The 16,973-nt window shown below is 57.6% G+C and carries 16 protein-coding genes; 13 read left to right on the top strand and 3 right to left on the bottom strand.

The window, feature by feature from the left end; genetic code table 11:
• Nucleotides 1–35: 35 nt before the first annotated feature.
• Nucleotides 36–3,494: a hybrid sensor histidine kinase/response regulator gene (locus Poly21_RS16545; RefSeq protein ID WP_146408019.1), complete on the top strand. Its 3,459-nt coding sequence runs from the start codon at nucleotides 36–38 to the stop codon at nucleotides 3,492–3,494.
• A gap of 158 nt (nucleotides 3,495–3,652) precedes the next feature.
• Here Poly21_RS16545 and Poly21_RS16540 read toward each other — a convergent pair whose 3' ends face one another.
• From Poly21_RS16540 to Poly21_RS16530, 3 genes are read right to left on the bottom strand one after another with little or no spacing between them, the layout of a single operon-like run.
• A complete protein-coding gene (locus Poly21_RS16540; protein WP_146408018.1) occupies nucleotides 3,653–4,462 on the bottom strand; it encodes a TatD family hydrolase in 810 nt (269 codons plus the stop codon).
• A 4-nt stretch (nucleotides 4,463–4,466) separates the two neighbouring features.
• Complete coding sequence (locus Poly21_RS16535) at nucleotides 4,467–4,772, bottom strand: hypothetical protein (RefSeq protein WP_146408017.1); 306 nt, start codon at nucleotides 4,770–4,772, stop codon at nucleotides 4,467–4,469.
• Between the two features lie 2 nt (nucleotides 4,773–4,774).
• Nucleotides 4,775–5,137, bottom strand: a complete 363-nt coding sequence (locus tag Poly21_RS16530) for an ATP-dependent Clp protease adaptor ClpS (protein ID WP_302119237.1) — start codon at nucleotides 5,135–5,137, stop codon at nucleotides 4,775–4,777.
• Between the two features lie 172 nt (nucleotides 5,138–5,309).
• Here Poly21_RS16530 and Poly21_RS16525 point away from each other — a divergent pair, with 172 nt between their 5' ends.
• The 12 genes from Poly21_RS16525 (at nucleotide 5,310) to Poly21_RS16475 (ending at nucleotide 16,946) form a co-directional block, all read left to right on the top strand.
• On the top strand, nucleotides 5,310–6,713 hold the full coding sequence (locus Poly21_RS16525) for a dipeptidase (protein WP_146408016.1): 1,404 nt from the start codon (nucleotides 5,310–5,312) through the stop codon (nucleotides 6,711–6,713).
• Between the two features lie 163 nt (nucleotides 6,714–6,876).
• Nucleotides 6,877–8,811: a sulfatase-like hydrolase/transferase gene (locus Poly21_RS16520; RefSeq protein ID WP_146408015.1), complete on the top strand. Its 1,935-nt coding sequence runs from the start codon at nucleotides 6,877–6,879 to the stop codon at nucleotides 8,809–8,811.
• 679 nt (nucleotides 8,812–9,490) lie between these two features.
• On the top strand, nucleotides 9,491–10,006 hold the full coding sequence (locus Poly21_RS16515) for an ACT domain-containing protein (protein ID WP_146408014.1): 516 nt from the start codon (nucleotides 9,491–9,493) through the stop codon (nucleotides 10,004–10,006).
• A complete protein-coding gene (locus Poly21_RS16510) occupies nucleotides 10,006–11,043 on the top strand; it encodes a ferrochelatase (protein WP_146408013.1) in 1,038 nt (345 codons plus the stop codon). The genes Poly21_RS16515 and Poly21_RS16510 overlap by 1 nt, the downstream gene beginning before the upstream one ends.
• Before the next feature lie 6 nt (nucleotides 11,044–11,049).
• Nucleotides 11,050–11,202, top strand: coding sequence for a hypothetical protein (locus Poly21_RS27620; protein ID WP_302119236.1), 153 nt, complete (start codon nucleotides 11,050–11,052; stop codon nucleotides 11,200–11,202).
• A gap of 89 nt (nucleotides 11,203–11,291) precedes the next feature.
• Nucleotides 11,292–11,606 carry a Dabb family protein gene (locus Poly21_RS16505; RefSeq protein WP_146408012.1) on the top strand — a complete coding sequence of 105 codons (315 nt, stop codon included), beginning with the start codon at nucleotides 11,292–11,294 and terminating at the stop codon, nucleotides 11,604–11,606.
• A gap of 50 nt (nucleotides 11,607–11,656) precedes the next feature.
• Nucleotides 11,657–12,253 carry a peroxiredoxin gene (locus Poly21_RS16500; protein WP_146408011.1) on the top strand — a complete coding sequence of 199 codons (597 nt, stop codon included), beginning with the start codon at nucleotides 11,657–11,659 and terminating at the stop codon, nucleotides 12,251–12,253.
• Nucleotides 12,254–12,391: 138 nt separating this feature from the next.
• Complete coding sequence (locus tag Poly21_RS16495) at nucleotides 12,392–13,282, top strand: RAD55 family ATPase (protein ID WP_302119234.1); 891 nt, start codon at nucleotides 12,392–12,394, stop codon at nucleotides 13,280–13,282.
• Between the two features lie 482 nt (nucleotides 13,283–13,764).
• Nucleotides 13,765–14,484 carry a hypothetical protein gene (locus Poly21_RS16490; protein WP_146408010.1) on the top strand — a complete coding sequence of 240 codons (720 nt, stop codon included), beginning with the start codon at nucleotides 13,765–13,767 and terminating at the stop codon, nucleotides 14,482–14,484.
• Between the two features lie 11 nt (nucleotides 14,485–14,495).
• The gene (locus Poly21_RS16485) at nucleotides 14,496–15,734 is read left to right on the top strand and encodes a sensor histidine kinase (protein ID WP_146408009.1); all 1,239 of its coding nucleotides are present in this window, start codon (nucleotides 14,496–14,498) and stop codon (nucleotides 15,732–15,734) included.
• A 128-nt stretch (nucleotides 15,735–15,862) separates the two neighbouring features.
• On the top strand, nucleotides 15,863–16,423 hold the full coding sequence (locus Poly21_RS16480; RefSeq protein WP_146408008.1) for a response regulator: 561 nt from the start codon (nucleotides 15,863–15,865) through the stop codon (nucleotides 16,421–16,423).
• Complete coding sequence (locus tag Poly21_RS16475) at nucleotides 16,410–16,946, top strand: hypothetical protein (protein ID WP_146408007.1); 537 nt, start codon at nucleotides 16,410–16,412, stop codon at nucleotides 16,944–16,946. The genes Poly21_RS16480 and Poly21_RS16475 overlap by 14 nt, the downstream gene beginning before the upstream one ends.
• Nucleotides 16,947–16,973 lie beyond the last annotated feature (27 nt).

Genomic DNA, 16,973 nt, shown 5'->3' with positions numbered 1-16,973 from the left:
GCCGTCTTTGATGCGAAATCGCGACGATCAAACTGATGAAAAGCTTCCCTGAATCGAATATCGGGCATCCCTGGCGTTCATTTTGGTGGACGTTGGTAATTATCTTGCTGATGTTAGCCGACATTGCATCCCCGACTCGATGGGGACTGTGCGTGCTTCATCTCGTGCTCCTACCCTTGGCATGGCGATTTTTGCATCGCCGTGTGATTACGAAGATCACAGTCATCCAGGCCGCAGCGGTTGCATTGGCTGGTCTGTGGCATGCGATCTACGGACCCGCGATTGTCGTTTTTCTACCCAGCACTCATTGGTTGGTGGAAGCGATTATTGACACCGTCAATCACAGAAGAACACTCTATTTTGATCCTGTTCGACTGTGGACATTTGTCGCGTTGATGGCCGCGGTCTATTTCCATGTGTTCCTGCGAGGCAGGCTGAGACTGCGGCTGAAGCACCAGCACTTGTTGCAGCAAGGGGTGCGGCGTCGCTCGCAAGAGGTTGCTCGTGTCAACCACGCTCTCCGCGAGGAGGTTGCTCGCAGACAGGCCACCCAGCACCGCCTCGATCAAAGCGAGACGACGTATCAGTCGATCATGGATCGAATGCATCTGCAGGTCGCTCGCAAGAACGCTGCGGGTGTGTTCACGTACGCCAACGATCCGTTCTGCGCCGAACTGGGCCTGCTACCCATCGACGTGATCGGCAGTACGGATGAGGACCTGTACGCCCCCGAGCTGGCGGCGCGATATCGGGCTGATGATTTGAGCGTGATGGAAACCGGGGTGCACGTGGACCGCGTAGCGGAGCATCCCGGTGCGGACGGGCGCCCCGGCTTCGTCCAGGTGTTCAAAGCCCCGGAGTATGACCAGCACGGCCACTGCATCGGGATTCAAGCCATTTTTTGGGACGTAACCGAAAAGCATCGCGGGGCGATGGCGTTGCAGAACAGCGAGGCACGCAAGCGTGCTCTGTTTGAAGCGGCTGCCGACGCCGTGTTGCTGGTAGATGACCGCAATGTGATTATGGAGGCAAACCCAGCCGCGATGCAGCTGCTCCAGGCCGGGGGCGGTCGCCTGGTGGGCCGCCCGCTCGGTGACCTGATCATGCCGGTAGCCACAAACGAGCAGCCTCAGTTCACCACCGCGACGTTTCGGCAAGAGACCGCCACATGGGATACGCTGTCATTTGCTCAGCGACATCAACTTCGACTGCGTCGAGGTGACGGCGTCGCTTTCGATAGCGAGGTCTCCATGCACGCCATCCCGCTAGGCGAACGCGATGGCCGGGCCGTCATCATTCGCGACGTGACACTGCAGCAGCAAGCCTTCGACGCCATGCGTGAAGCCAAAGCGGTCGCGGAGCAAGCCAACCGCACAAAAACGCAGTTCATGGCGGGCATCTCACACGAACTACGCACTCCACTGGGTGGGATTCGCGGGCTTACCGAATTGCTCGCCGGGCAGTCTCTGTCGGCACTCTCCCGTAGATATGTCAACCTGATATCGCAAAACACTGAGCTGCTGCACGATGCGATCGAAGACATTCTCGACTTCTCAGCCATTGAGGCCGGGCGAGTTGCCATCGACCCGCACCTGATTGATCTGCATGAAACCGTCGGAGACGCCTTCGGGTGCCTCGCCGTACGCGTGGCGGATAAACCCGTCCGGTTGAACCTGTCGATTGACCCGCGACTTCCCCGCCGCGTGGTGGCCGACGCCAAACGCATCCGTCAGATCATCGTCAACTTGGTCGGCAACGCCATCAAATTCACCCCCCGTGGTCTTGTCAGCCTAAGACTGGCGATGGCAGAACCGAACCCCGGGGGAGCTGCGACAGATGACTCCCGCCCCCCGAGAAAGAAATGTACCTTTGAGCTGGTCATCACGGACACCGGAATCGGGATTGCTCCGGAGAATCAATTGCGGATCTTCGACGCCTTCGAGCAGGCGGATCGAGGGACCAATAAACGCTATGGAGGTACAGGGCTGGGACTCGCGATTGCGCGCGGCTTGGCCGAACGGATGGGCGGCGGAATTGAACTGAGCAGCGAAGCGGGTATGGGCAGCTGTTTTCGCGTCCGATTAGAACTGAAACTAGCTGGCTCCTCTGACAAGACGATAGACCCTCCGCCAGTACCAAGACCCGACTCCACCCGCGGGACTGTGGTTATCTCCGTAGACAACGATGCGATCGAGTCAGCACTCACCGAGACGCTCAACTTCGATGGCTGGACAGCCTGCCGTCCCGATCAAGTGGCCGCTCGCCCGTTAGCTTCACGGAAGGGACAACGCAACACCGCCAACCGTGAGACCACGCCCATTTACTGGATTCTCGTCAACCGCACCGCCGATGCGGCGTGGCGAGCCCGGGCTCGCAAGTCAACCGATCGGGTCCTGTGGCTTACTCACACCGGTGAGCCAACCCCTCGTCGGGCCCGAACCGAAGACACCATCATCATCGAGCCGGTCCACCCCGACGAACTCAGGCGGTGGCTCCATGGCGAGCCGCTGCGTCAGTCAGGTCGCGGTGCCGCCATCCCAATGTTGCCTCAGGCGGAAATCGACACAGCGCCCTCTGCGGTTGCCGAATCGAACAACAGCACAGATAGGGCTGGCAGGTTTCACTTGCTACTCGTCGATGACAGCCCGACGAATCGCCTAGTCATTCACGATCAACTTGTTTCGGTTGGCCATCGCGTAACGACTGCCGACGGAGGCACCGCGGCGCTAGCACACTTTCGGCGTGAATCATTCGACTGTGTGCTGATGGACCTGCAGATGCCCGGGATGGACGGCACCGAAGTAGCCGCCAAGCTGGCGGCTCTCGCCGAGCAGCTGCAGCGTCCCCTGCCACCCATGATCGCATTGACGGCCCATGTCACCGACCAACACCGAGAAATGTGCCGCGACGCTGGCATGGTCGGCTACATCACCAAGCCAATTCACTTGGAACCGCTTGTGGCCGAAATTGAAAAGGCCGTGCAGCGGCCCGGCCCGACGACGGAATTGGCGGGTCCCTATCAGGCCCCTGACGCTGAATCCGAAAACTCAGACGATTGGTGGGCGCGGCTGGCGGCGTTCTGCGGCGACGACGACTCCACCATGGCATCCGTTTGCGAAGGCATCGCTGAGGAGATTCCTGAACTGATCGAACGGCTTGATCGAGCGGCTACCGATGGTAACAACAAAGCATTTAAAACGGCGGCCCATACGCTGAAGTCATGCCTGCGATACGTAGCCCCACCCGCTCATAATCGTCGTGCGTCAGAACTCGAACGCAACAGCAGCGATGCTGAATGGTTCGAGCGGCTGCATCAGGATCTACAGTCACAGGTTGAGGCGGGCGTTCCGTCGACAACTGACAACGTTGCCGATGAACTCAAAGAGCTGCGGCGTGTGCAAGAAATTGCAAGAGCATGGGCCACAACGGTCCAAACGCCTCCTTCCCGAGAACCGAGTCTCTTGCTGCCCGATGGAGCGCCCCCCGTTCTCTAGAGCAGCGGGTCTCTCTCGGAGCGGAAGCTGAGGAACATTGGGAGCGAAAGCGGAGGGATACAGCTCTTTGACCAGCAGCCTTCAGGCTACGCGGCCGGCCAACCCGCTTCCACAGCGAGATCGATCTTCCATGACGCCTGCTTCCTGACGGTGGAAATCTACCGAACCGGCTGCACGAATTTGCCGCTCTTAGCAAAGAACTCGGCGGGGTTGTCATGCACCACGCGTCGGATCAGTGATTCGTCGTAGCCGCGGCGCCGCATTTGGAAAATCAAATCCGGAATCGCAGTCGGTTTACTGATCCCCCAGTCGCCTGCGGAATTGGCCAGCAAACGCTCGCCGCCAAAACGCTCGATCATGTCGGCAGCCCGGTCGGGTGTGCATTTCGTAACCGGGTACAGCGTCATCCCCGCCCAGAAACCGCGATCGAGTACCTCGCCAATCGTGTGCTCTTCAACGTGGTCGACCAACACACGATCGGGATTGATCCGCGAGTCGTCGCACAGCATATCCAAGATCATCCGCGTACCCTGATACTTGTCCTCCAGATGCGGCGTGTGGATCAGGATCAATTGGTCATGTTCGACCGCCAGATCAAGGTGCTCGAGAAAAATGGTCGCTTCATTTTTCGTATTTTTGTTGAGTCCGATTTCACCGATGCCAAGCACCCCAGGTCGATCGAGGAACTCGGGGATCATGGCGATCACTTCGCGTGACAGCGCGACGTTCTCCGCTTCTTTGGCATTGATGCACAACCAACAATAATGCTCGATCCCAAACTGTGCCGCCCGGCGGGGTTCGACCGTCGTGAGCTGCTCAAAGTAGTCGCGAAAACCATCGGCGCTGCCGCGATCAAACCCTGCCCAAAAGGCGGGCTCACTGAGCGCCACGCAGCCCATCCGGGCGAGCGTCTCATAGTCGTCCGTGGTGCGGCTGACCATGTGAATGTGCGGGTCGATGAAATCCATCGCTTCAGCTTTCTCGTGTGTTGGATGGGGAGGCGTGCTCGACCTGCAGTCCAAAGTTTGAACGCCACTGCGGATCAAACGGGCGCGAGAACAGCTGCTGGATTGATTCCGCCCGCGTGGGTGTGTCGAGCAGCAGGATCTGGATCGCTTCGGCAATTTGCTCCCGCTTGGCAGCTGCGTCACCCGTTAACGGTGACTTCGTTGCCCCCGCCCGGTCGACACGGTCCAATACCGCTGCGACTTCGAGCAGCTTAGCACGCGTTTCGAGGTAACATTCGTCCAGCACGGTCTGAGCCGTATGAGATTTCATTTTCAACCTTCAGCGGGTTCGATCGTCGCAGACATGCTGCCTTTGCAGTGTGCCGATGCATCATCGCGACCAAACGCATGAATCTGGTCTCGTTTCAACTCAGCGAGTTCGAGCGTCGTCGTCATGCAGATCGCCCGACCGCTCGTATCGACTTCTTTGGCGAGTTGATAGCCTTTTTCTCGCGGCATCCGGAACAACTCACCCATCATCTTAATGACATAGTCAAACGTGTGATCGGTGTCATCCCACAAAATCACGTGATACGGCGGCTGCCGTTTCGGCTTGGTCCGCGACTGCTTCTTCGTTTTCGGTTCGGCAACAGCAACAGAGACGACTTCTTCAAACATGTTTTCTTCGTCAGACATGATTTCTTGGTTCTCCTCAATCACGATTGTACCGCAAAAACGTTATTGTAGTGGTGAAACGATTTCACCTGTTAGGCCTGCTGCGCCGATTTTCCCAAAGGTTGCGCGACCCCCGTGCTCACGGATTGCCCAATCCGCACAGTCGCGATGACTCCCCTCACAGAACTTCACCATGACGACTTCATCTCCGCTGTTACCCGCCGACTTTCTCGACTTCCTGGCTAAAAACGCCGATCGTTTCGAGCGTGAATTGATGGATTGGCTGCGGATCGCGAGTGTCAGTAGCGATTCGTCCGCAAAGAAAAATGTTCACGCGGCGGCGGAGTGGGTCAAGCAAAAATTCGCCGACGCGGGGTTGATGACGGAATCGATAGCCACGGATGGATTTCCACTGATTTACGCTGAAACTCCCCTACCTGAAGCTCGTGACGGAAAAAAAACACCGGTCGCCCTGGTTTATGGACACTATGATGTTCAACCTCCCGAACCACTCGAACTGTGGGACAGCCCCCCGTTTGAGCCCGTTATTCGCGATGGTAAAATCTATGCACGCGGTGCCACCGATGACAAAGGGCAGGTCCTCACTCACGTGCTGGCGGTGACGCAGTGGCTCGCCAGCGGGCGAACACTGCCGATTCAAATTAAGTTCCTGATCGAGGGTGAGGAGGAAGTCGGCAGCGGCAACCTGGAAAAGTACCTGCCGCGCCTCGCCGACAAACTCGCCTGCGATGTCGTCGCCGTCAGCGACAGCAGCCAGTACGCACCGAATCGCCCCGCCATCACCTGCGGTCTGCGTGGGATCGCTACGTATGAGTTATTCGTCGACGGCCCCAGCCATGATCTGCACAGTGGCTCCTTTGGCGGCGCGGTGATGAACCCAGCGATGGCGTTATGTCATCTGCTGTCGAGCATGCTCGACAAGGACGGCAAGATCGCGATTGACGGATTCTACGATGACGTCCTGCCCATTCCCGATATTGAACGCGACGCGTGGAAACAGCTCGGCAGCGATGACGCTGAATTTGCCCGCAGCGTGGGAGCCAACGCGTTGGCGGGCGAACCTGGATTCACGACCGACGAACGCCGGTGGGGGCGACCGTCACTCGATATCAATGGCCTAACATCGGGTCACCAAGGCGAAGGTGTGAAAACAGTATTGCCGGCCAAAGCCTCCGCTAAGTTCAGTTGCCGCTTGGTGCCCGGGCAACATCCTGAGCGCGTCACACGCCTGATCGACGAGCATCTGCAGCGGCACTGCCCGACCGGAGTCCGGATCGAACTCAAACCCGATCATGGAGCCGCAGCGATGCTGGCCGACGCCACCAGCCCGTACACGATCGCCGCCGCTGATGCGGTCGAATCCGCTTTTGGTGTACCGCCCGTGATGATCCGCGAAGGTGGTTCAATCCCGATCCTAGCACGGTTCCAAGAGGTGCTCGGGTGCGACGTGTTGTTGCTCGGCTGGGGTCAGAATGACGATGCCGCCCATAGCCCCAATGAAAAGTTCTCCGTGGCTGATTTCCACCGCGGCATTCGCGCCTCCGCCGCACTCTGGCAAGCGATTGGCAAGCCGTGAGTTTGCTTGCCAGTCCCTTCACCAGTGTCTTCACTATTGCGATGCAACTGCATTCGCGTGAGCGTGGTTGGAGCGGCAAACCCGGCATCGATTCGGCCACATTCAAGTGAGCGTGGCCCCATTCACACTTCCCCACTTCTGAACCCCCATCACGAGGCTCCCCATGAATCACACCCTCCTACGCTTCGCATTCACTTTTGCTGGGAGCCTGGCGGCACTGCTCGCCCTGTCAGCCGGCAGCCCAGGACATGCCGACGAAGGCTCTGACAAACTTCCGCCCCCGAACATTCTGTGGTTAACCAGCGAAGACAACGGCCCCCAACTCGGCTGCTACGGTGATGCGTACGCCGACACACCGCACATTGATGAACTGGCCGCCCGGTCGCTGCGATACAAAATGTGTTGGTCCAATGCTCCTGTCTGCGCCCCGGCTCGGACGACGATCATTTCAGGGATGTATGCAACGAGCCTCGGTGGCGAAAACATGCGGAGCAGCGTGGCACTCCCCACCGATATCAAGTTGTACCCGCGTGTCCTCCGCGAGGCGGGTTACTATTGCACCAACAATTCCAAGACCGACTACAATTTCACCCAGGCCGATAGTGATGCGGGATGGAACGAGAGCGGTGGCAAGGCGCACTGGAAGAATCGGCCCGACAAGTCGACACCATTCTTCAGCGTTTTCAACTACACGATTTCGCACGAAAGCAAGATCCGTAATCAGCCCCACACCCTGGTGCATGATCCAGCGAACGCTCCCCTCCCTTCGTACCATCCCGATACACCGGAGGTTCGTCGCGACTGGGCCCAATATTACGATCGATTGACCGAAATGGATACGCAGGTTGGCCGAGCCCTGGATCAAATCGAGAAAGCTGGGCTAACCGACTCTACGATCATTTTCTATTACGGCGATCATGGCAGCGGTATGCCCCGCAGCAAACGTTGGCCACTCAACTCGGGGCTGCAGGTACCTCTGGTGGTTCATGTTCCCGAGGCTTATCGCCACCTCGCACCTGCGGACTACGCACCGGGCGGCATGACCGACCGGTTGGTAAGCTTCGTTGACTTGGCACCGACCGCGATCACGTTGGCGGGCTCACGGCCGCCCCAGAACATGCAAGGCGTTCCCTTCATGGGCAAGTTCGATGGTCAGCCTAAAAAACATCTGTTCGGATACCGCGGACGGATGGACGAGCGCATCGAAATGGTTCGCAGTTGCACTGATGGGCGTTTCGTCTATCTACGCCATTTCTATCCCGATCGACCGTACCTCAAACACGTTGCTTACATGTTTGAGACACCGACAACCCGCATTTGGAAAGACTTGTTCGATGCGGGTGAACTTAACGAAGCTCAAGCACGATTCTGGAAGACGAAACCCGTCGAAGACCTGTTTGACCTGCAGACCGATCCAGACGAAGTCAACAACCTGGCTTCCTCACCCGAACATCAAGAGAAACTGGCGGAACTGCGAAACGCGACGAAGCAGTGGATGCGCTCGACCCGTGACCTGGGCCTGCTGACCGAAGCTGAAATGCACCTCCGCACCAAGGAGGTCGCCCCACGCACCTACGCACTCTCGGATGAATTTGATGTCGACGGCCTCGTGTCGGCGGCCTGGCAAGCCAGCGACGCCTGGCAGGTCTGCAATGCGGAAGTCGTCGGCAACATGACACAGCTGTGCAAGAACGATGACAGTGCCGTGCGATACTGGGGTACCCGCGGTTTGGCGCTGGGACTCGAGGCGCACCGAGATTCATTGCCCGCCGAGACAGCCACCGCCGCAACGCAATTGCTCGTGAGCCTCCTCGAGGATTCCAACCCAAGCGTTCGCTTGGCGGCCGTCGACGGTTTGATGCGAGTGGAAGACGAGCAGTTGCAGGCAGCCGCCACGAAAGTACTGATGCGACTGGCTGATCAACCGCGCGACGGGTACTACATCGGCATCGCAGCACTGAACGTAGTCGATGCAAATCGTGAATCCGTGCAAGTGACTTCTGGCCAAACGCTCGAGGCGATCAAGGGCAAGCACGACAACGCTCCCAAGCGGGGTGGTGATTACGTCGACCGACTGCTCCAGACCCTGCGAGAGTGAGGATCGCGGCCACGAAATTGTCATCTGGCAGCGTAGCGTGACACCCGTTGGTCACATAGTGACACCTGCGATATCAACGTGAAAATAGGAACCCACATCGCTAGAGAGGGACGCCATGAGCTACCTCGCTGGCGCATTGGGTTCGCCAATTCACGCGATGTTTGTCCGTTCAGGAACGCGCATTTTCATTAAGTTACTTCGGATGAGGCTATGATTGCGACGCGATCGAAACGTTAGACCACAGGTTCATCTGTAGAATTAACAACGTTCTAGTGAAGGGGAATGGTTCTAGGCGCCGATGCCTGTCAAGGAAACGACTGGACCGCGATTTGCCTGACTTCGTTGCTGGCAAGTTATCCCGGTGCGGCGTCAACGCTGACTGCGGCGGCCTCCTTTCGTTCCGTATTGAGTTACCTGCGAGCAACGAATTCGGTGAATAGAACGCTGCTGGTTATACCACGTCAGTTTGCCCGAATTGGCTGTCCTCGCTACACTCTTGAACATCGAACTTGCCCGATAAGGAAGCTGATCCCGCCACCCGCTGATTCGGCGAGCCGACAATTTTGCTGGCGGCATGGGGCATCCGGTGCCCTGTGAAAGTTGGCTCACGTTGCTGGGAGAGCGAGAGGCCCTTGCCGGACAGTTTTTTATTCCCGCCCACCAGACAGAGAACGGTCGCATGAACTTTGGTTCCGACGTGAGCACCCCTTATGAAACGTTAAGGGGACGTGAGTTCCCCGCGATCCGACAATTCACGATCTTCCTTGAGAATCGCGTCGGTCAATTGCTCGAAGTCATCCGCCGCTTTGAAGGGACGGGGATTCGAATCGTCGCCCTGTCGATCAATGATGCTGCGGAGTGCGCGTTCGTCAGGTTTCTGATCAGCGATCCCGATCGTGGTCGAGAGATTCTCGAACGCTCGGGGCTGGCCATTATCGAAACGGATCTGATTGGGGTGGAGTTGCCCGAAGGGCCCCAGCCGCTGCTGCGTGTGTGCACCGCGTTGCTACAAGCGGAGCTGAATATCATCCAAGCTTATCCGTTGATCGTCCGGCCGCATGGCAAACCCGCCGTGGCCATTATGGTCGAAGGCATCGATGAGGCGATGAAAACGCTCAATGACAAGGGCTTTCGCATCATCACCGAAGCAGACTTGGATGGAGATGACGCAACTGGTGACGGCGGAGCTGTTTGATGTCGAGCCCGACTCCGTACGACTCATTCCTGCTGGTATCCTTCGGTGGGCCAGAAGGCCCCGACGATGTGATTCCCTTCCTCGAGAACGTGCTGCGTGGCAAAAATGTGCCGCGCGAGCGGATGCTCGAGGTCGCTGAGCACTACGCGCATTTCGGCGGCGTCAGCCCGATCAACCAGCAAAATCGCGAGTTACTAGCTGCCATCGAGTCCGAGTTCCAAACCGCCGGAATCGATCTGCCGGTGTACTGGGGCAATCGAAATTGGGAACCTTATTTTGCTGACACGCTCGAGCAGATGAAGGCCGATGGACGCCAACGTGCTCTGGCGTTCTTCACCAACGTGTTTAGCTCTTACAGTGGGTGCCGCCAATATCGCGAAAATATTGCAGCTGCCCGCGAACAGGTCGGTGAGGGTGCACCGTTGATCGAGAAGGTGCGAATGGGTTTCAATCACCCTGATTTTATCGCCACGATGGTCGATAGCGTTCGCGCCGCAGCGGAGTCGATCGAGTGCGAACCGCGGGCAACGAAACTGCTGTTTACCGCTCACAGTATCCCGCTGAGCATGGCAGAAAACTGTGACTACGAGCTGCAACTGCGGGAGGCATGCCGGTTGGTAGCCGACGCCTCGGAGGTGAGCGACTGGGATCTGGTCTACCAAAGCCGCAGCGGACCGCCGACTCAGCCATGGCTTGAACCCGACGTGCTCGATGAGATTGCCAGACTCGATGACGAGCAGAAAATTTCGGCGCTCGTCATCTTGCCGATCGGATTCGTCAGCGACCATATGGAGGTCATGTTCGACTTGGATGAAGAAGCCGCTGATCTGTGTGCCCAGCGGGGTATCAAGATGGCCCGCGCTAGGACAGCGGGGACGTCGCCCAAGTTCGTCCAGATGATTCGCTCGCTCGTACAAGAGCGCCTGGGGATAATCGATGAAAAGCCATCCCTGGGCAAACTTGGGCCCTGGCACGACGTCTGCCCAGCGGACTGCTGCACCTACATCCCTCGTCGCCCTTCCGGCCGACCTGGGTAAGAATTCATGCCGCAATCTCAGCGGCCAACAGCCGCGGTGATGCTCAGCAAGCCGTTTGACATTGTCTCGGGTTTCCTCGAGACGCCGAGCTTGTATGATCATTGGCGTTATTGGCTGGCCGGCGTCATGTTGACAGGCCATCTGCCCCGGCCTAAGTAGAAAAGCATCTTGGCTAGCGGGCTGTTGATTTATCAACCCGGCGTGCCAGCGAGGCAAACCACTCCACTCCTTTCCAACTAGCGATCAGCATGTCACGACTGGCCCACCAAGTTTTCTTCAAGCTAAAAAATCGCGATGAAGCGTCGGTTGAATCCCTCGTCGCCGCAGCCCAGAAATACCTCACCGGGCACGACGGCGCTCTGGAATTCGCCGTCGGAGTGCGTGAACCCCACTATGACCGTCCCGTCAACGCAGACTACGACGTCGCCCTGCATGTGGTCTTCGACAATCAAGCTTCGCACGACGCGTACCAGGTCGCACCGCGACACCTCGCGTTCATCGAGGAACAGAAACCGAACTGGGACGTCGTCCAAGTTTTCGATAGCAATCTGCGGGACGCCTAATCGCGTTTTCCAACAACCTTACTCACTCCCGTTACTACAGAGAGATACCCATGAGCGTTTTGGTTACTCAGCAAGCTCCCGATTTCACAGCCACCGCCGTCATGCCCGATGGCCAGTTCAAGGATGACTTTTCCTTGAGTGACTACAAAGGGAAGTACATCCTGCTGTTTTTCTGGCCACTGGACTTCACGTTTGTGTGTCCGACCGAAATCATCGCGTTCAGCGACCGGGCCAAAGAGTTTGAATCGCTCGGGGTGAATATTATCGGTGTCTCGACCGATAGCCATTTCTCGCACCTCGCGTGGACCAACACTCCGCGTAATGAGGGTGGCATTGGTAAGACGGCGTATCCGTTGGTTGCCGATTTCACCAAGCAAATATCGCGAGATTACGATGTGTTGCTCGATGGCGGCGTGGCCCTGCGTGGCCTGTTCTTGATTGACAAAGACGGCGTGGTGCGGCACCAGGTCGTTAACGACCTGCCACTGGGCCGCAGCGTTGACGAAGCACTGCGAATGGTCAAGGCATTGCAGTTCTTCGAAACCAATGGCGAAGTCTGCCCCGCGAACTGGCAGGAAGGCGCGCGGACGATCAAGGCGGACGTCGACGGCAGTAAAGAATTCTTTGGCGCTGAATACGCCACATAGGCGAGTCAAGGAAACTCCTTCGACATCACTTGTTGAAGCCGCGTGGGCAATGCCTCCGCGGCGACAACAAATTCGTGGCCCCGGTGGGTACGCGGTTCAACAGAAATCAATTGTCAGACATGGCCAGGAGTCTCGCCTGTGACTAAAGAGCGACTGCAGACAGGGATCGCGGCTCTCGACGACTTGTTGGGTGGCGGGTTGCTACCGGGAACATTGACGGTGGTATTAGGCGCAACCGGCATCGGCAAAACCCAACTGGGGATTAGCTTTGCCAACGAGGGCCTCGCTCAGGAGGGTGAGCGAGGGATCCTATTTGATCTCACCGCCCGGGGCGACTCCCAAAGTCACGCTGAATACGCACGTCGCCTGTTTGACTGGGAACTCACCAAGACAGATGTCAGTGGGCGAGTGGATCCCAATCGAATCTGGGACCGAGAGCTTGCTCGCCGCGACTGCATGCACCTATTCAACGACATCGGTCGCCGCGTCACCGCAGACGACATGGGGCCAGATGCCTGGCGTGAATGGAAATACGAGCAGGCCAAGCGACTGGACAAAGCGATCGCATTCTTCTACGGCAATTTCATTCATGGAGTCCGCCGCGTCGTCGTTGACGGTGTCGAGCCGGTGGATCGAGCAGCCGAATCGATTCAATTTGAATTGATTGAATACGTTTACGGACAGATCATTCGTAAAGAATACGATTGGTTGGCCCGCGATCTGTTCCGCGTGCACTACCGGGAAAATGCCGAACAGGTGGCCCGAACCGCATACAGTCGCGATGACTTGGGTTGCTTGCTAATGGCAACGAGCCACGAGGTCATGCTCGATGACTTGATTTCGCGACCAATCCAGAGCGGTGACGTGCTCTCCAACGCCAATACGATCATCTTGATGGGTAAAGTTCGCGATGGCAATCGTGTGAGCCGGGCGCTGTACGTGGCCAAACATCGCGGTAGTGCCTGCGACGAATCCATTGTGCCATACGTCATCGAAGAATCGGGGCTGCGTTTGTTGACCCCATCGTGAAATAGGAGCGGCAACCTGCGCAGACGACCGCGACCGTCGATTGCGCTGAAGCGACAGCGGATGCCCCCTCTCGAATAGTGTGGAATGACGCGACTTTAAACGTCAGCCGAGTGCTGTAGGGCACCGAACGACGACGCCAGCCCGGCCGCTCACGCGTCTCGGCCCACTAGTCCAAGCATGCGGTGCTCCCCCCGTTTCTCGGCTCAAACGCACAACGATTCGGTCACAGGGCGAACCAGCTCACGTTCGGATCGGTTATGATCACAGCAAGGCCGGGCCCCTGTTCGAAGAGTTTGTCCATGATGCCTCCGCCGCCCGGGCCGTCACCGTGAGAGAGAGTCCGCCCGAGTCGCCCTATTCGTACTGGTAGCCATCTTCACACTGACAGTCGAGTCGGCCTTCGCATCCGTTTCGCGATGGTGGGATCCGATTGCATTGAACACACTTATCTCTACGCCTTTTTTTCTACAGATCCCTTCACCATGTGGCAAATTCACGACTCCAGCTGTGCTCAACCTGACGAATTCAAGAACGGCCTGCACGGCCACTGGATGGTCGAGGGCCCCTGCGAGACGCAACCGAAACAGCAGCATCAGGACTGGATCTGTGCGGCGTCTGGAGGCGGATTAGGGATTGAGTTTGGTAATCGCGAGGGGTCACTTCAGCTGACCGTTTCCAATGTCGGTGGGCAGGACTTACCGACGGCTGCCGAGCAGTATGTTTGCGGTGATGCCTGGAAGGTCAGCTTTCCGCAGTCCACCGGTCAGTACTCGCTGCGAATGTCTGTGCGTGTCGTCCAGGCGACAGCGACCCGCATCGTTTGGGAACCGACCTTCTCCATCCAGACCTCGCTGCTCGACACCGCCCCGTCACTGGCGTTATCCGCACGCGGCGAACCCGATGAGCGTCTGGCGGAGTTTTCGGCTGCGGTCCCGGAGCAGGTCGGCGTTCGTGCTCGCCGCACAGAGGACGGTGGCCAGCTGATCGTGCTGCTGGGACCAACCGACGCGCCATTTACAAAGAATCGCTGCAGCCGAACGCGACTGGATCTGCGAATCTTCGGCGAGTTTTTGGAAAAAGGAGTGATTCGCAAAGCGCGTCCCTGGATCGTGATGGACCGCAGTGAAGCGGGCGTTTCGGCGAGCGAGTTGGCTGATTACTCCACACAACTTTGCCAAACGCCGTTGCCCTTAACGGCTTAAAGGGAGACGTCATGAAAGTGCTCGTTGCCGAAGACAGTATGGTCATGCGCCGCCTGCTCGTTGGCTACCTACGGCAATGGGATTATGAGGTCGTCGAATGCGTTGACGGCGAAGAGGCGTGGCAGCTATTTCAGTCGGATTCGTTTTCGATCGTCCTTTCGGATTGGATGATGCCCAACGTCGACGGGCTAGAACTGACCCGGCGGATCCGTGGTTCGCAACGGCCCGGCTACTGCTACCTGATTCTGTTGACGGCGAAGACCGAAAAGGAAGATTTGATTACAGCGATGGAAGCGGGCGCCGACGACTTCCTAGTGAAACCCTACGACCGGGAAGAGCTACGGGTGCGGATTCGCGAGGGCGAACGTATCATCCGCTTGGAAAGGGAACTCGTCGAGCAAAATCGCCAACTGCGAGAAACCCAGGCCGCGCTGGTCGCAAGTGAGAAACTCGCCAGCCTCGGGCAGTTGGCAGCCGGCATGGCTCATGAGATCAATAACCCCATCGCATTCGTGACCAATAACTTGGCAGTGCTGCGGCGAGATCTAGGTGAGATCGTTACGCTCGTCGAAAAATATGAAGAGGCACGAGCGTATCTCAGCGGCGCACCTCAGGAACTCATGGAGGAGCTGACACAGATCGAGAGCGATTGTGATTTTGCTTGGCTGCGTCAGCACCTACCGCAACTCCTCCAGTCCTCGACCGAGGGGCTGACACGCGTCCGTGACATCATCAAAAACCTGCGAGATTTCGCTCGCTTGGATCAAGCCGCTCAAGACGATGTAGCGCTGATTCACGCGGTCACAACTACGCTGGAAGTGCTTAAGCACGACATCGAGAAACAGCACATCGGCATTAAAACGGAAATGCAAACCGTGCCTCCCGTCCCAGGGCGCGGCGACAAGATCAATCAGGTCATTTACAACGTGCTGCTCAACGCCATCCAAGCCAGCCCGGAGGGTTCGTCGATTCTGATTCGTATGCTGCCGGTAGATAACGCAGTGCGGATCGAAGTCGAAGATTCCGGCTGTGGAATGGATCAAGAAACATTGGGACGAGTGTTTGAACCCTTTTTCACGACCAAACCGGTCGGTACCGGTACCGGCCTGGGAATGTCTGTCAGCTATGGAATTGTGCGCGACCATGGCGGTATCATGAGCGTTGAGAGTCAACTAAACTGTGGCACCAAAGTCACTATTGACCTGCCATTGGCCCGCTCCGCAACCAGCGAGCATGAACAACTTGAATAGCGAAGTTCGCGAGGTAGGGGATTCTTTGTCGGTGGATGCCACTGTCTCGAGAAGCCACCGACCTGTCGAGCCCCATCGTTTCGAGGACCGGATCATCCGCCATTTGCCATCCCCACTGAGTCGCCAACATGCCCACCACAACCAAGCCCAGCATTCTAATTGTTGACGACGAACCGGACGTGCTGTTCTCATTGACCGGACTGCTGCGGCGCGACTTCCAGGTCTTCACCGCCAAGAGCGGTGCCGAGGCAATGAAAGTCATGGCTGAGCAAGATGTGCATGTGATCATGACCGACCAACGCATGCCGAGCATGACCGGCACCGAACTGATGGGCAAGGTACGAGCTGAACACCCCGACGCCGTACGGATCATCTTCACCGGGTATGCCGATACCCGCGCCGTCGTCGATGCGATCAACAGTGGGGAACTGTATCGCTACATCAGCAAGCCATGGGATCCCGATGATTTAATCGAGGTCTTACGCGACGCCGCCCAGAAGTACAACGAGACGATCGCAGAAGCAAAATTACTCAGCGGATTGGATGACTATTTTGATGATGCGGTGAGTTTCGTCACTAGCGATGAACCGGCGGTGCGAGATGCTGATGCGGTTGAAACTTTCAAATCGCGAACCGAAACGCTTCGCACCTACCTGCGATTGCTAAAGGGGTCCGATGCACGACCGTGAACCCGCTTTATTGGTTGTCTTCATTGGTACCGATGCGTTCCGCTGGCACGTGGCAGCGATCGGGCCTGAAGCGACCGTGATACCGTTATTACGCTCCGACGATGGCAATCTCGATCCGTACCGCGATCTGGAACCTGATGCCCAACTCTCGTTTTTACGACATCGCATCGCCGGCGTGCTCCAGCGGGGCTGTGATCGACTCTATCCACGGGGCATGAAAGTCAGTCACTTCTTACTGATTGCCGATGGTCATTACCCCGACGCGGCGGAAGACATCACGACGCATTTGGCGGAGCATTTCGTCGAATGGATGATCAACCCACCGGTCACGTACTTGTTGCACGATGGCGCATCGGCGCAAGATTCTGGTAGAGATCCCCTTGCAGATTTGACGACGATCGCAGGCGAGTTTCCCGCGGAAGTAGCCGCGGCACTGCAAGCGAGTTGGCCCGACCTGATCTCGCTGCTGCAAGAGCCCGACTCCTGGGAACTGATCGCGCGACCACCGGCACAGGATGGGTAGATCGTCTGGCGGACAATGTGTTTTGAC

It is taken from the genome of Allorhodopirellula heiligendammensis (assembly GCF_007860105.1).
Taxonomy (GTDB): Bacteria; Planctomycetota; Planctomycetia; order Pirellulales; family Pirellulaceae; genus Rhodopirellula; species Rhodopirellula heiligendammensis.
This window is presented reverse-complemented; position numbering and strand designations above follow the sequence as displayed.

What these genes read in the sequence shown, in the direction of transcription:
- Poly21_RS16545 (WP_146408019.1), top strand. Translation starts at nt 36, where the DNA reads ATGAAAAGCTTCCCTGAATCGAATATCGGGCATCCCTGGCGTTCATTT.
- Poly21_RS16540 (WP_146408018.1), bottom strand. Translation starts at nt 4,462, where the DNA reads ATGGATTTCATCGACCCGCACATTCACATGGTCAGCCGCACCACGGAC.
- Poly21_RS16535 (WP_146408017.1), bottom strand. Translation starts at nt 4,772, where the DNA reads ATGAAATCTCATACGGCTCAGACCGTGCTGGACGAATGTTACCTCGAA.
- Poly21_RS16530 (WP_302119237.1), bottom strand. Translation starts at nt 5,137, where the DNA reads ATGTCTGACGAAGAAAACATGTTTGAAGAAGTCGTCTCTGTTGCTGTT.
- Poly21_RS16525 (WP_146408016.1), top strand. Translation starts at nt 5,310, where the DNA reads ATGACGACTTCATCTCCGCTGTTACCCGCCGACTTTCTCGACTTCCTG.
- Poly21_RS16520 (WP_146408015.1), top strand. Translation starts at nt 6,877, where the DNA reads ATGAATCACACCCTCCTACGCTTCGCATTCACTTTTGCTGGGAGCCTG.
- Poly21_RS16515 (WP_146408014.1), top strand. Translation starts at nt 9,491, where the DNA reads ATGAACTTTGGTTCCGACGTGAGCACCCCTTATGAAACGTTAAGGGGA.
- Poly21_RS16510 (WP_146408013.1), top strand. Translation starts at nt 10,006, where the DNA reads ATGTCGAGCCCGACTCCGTACGACTCATTCCTGCTGGTATCCTTCGGT.
- Poly21_RS27620 (WP_302119236.1), top strand. Translation starts at nt 11,050, where the DNA reads ATGCCGCAATCTCAGCGGCCAACAGCCGCGGTGATGCTCAGCAAGCCG.
- Poly21_RS16505 (WP_146408012.1), top strand. Translation starts at nt 11,292, where the DNA reads ATGTCACGACTGGCCCACCAAGTTTTCTTCAAGCTAAAAAATCGCGAT.
- Poly21_RS16500 (WP_146408011.1), top strand. Translation starts at nt 11,657, where the DNA reads ATGAGCGTTTTGGTTACTCAGCAAGCTCCCGATTTCACAGCCACCGCC.
- Poly21_RS16490 (WP_146408010.1), top strand. Translation starts at nt 13,765, where the DNA reads ATGTGGCAAATTCACGACTCCAGCTGTGCTCAACCTGACGAATTCAAG.
- Poly21_RS16485 (WP_146408009.1), top strand. Translation starts at nt 14,496, where the DNA reads ATGAAAGTGCTCGTTGCCGAAGACAGTATGGTCATGCGCCGCCTGCTC.
- Poly21_RS16480 (WP_146408008.1), top strand. Translation starts at nt 15,863, where the DNA reads ATGCCCACCACAACCAAGCCCAGCATTCTAATTGTTGACGACGAACCG.
- Poly21_RS16475 (WP_146408007.1), top strand. Translation starts at nt 16,410, where the DNA reads ATGCACGACCGTGAACCCGCTTTATTGGTTGTCTTCATTGGTACCGAT.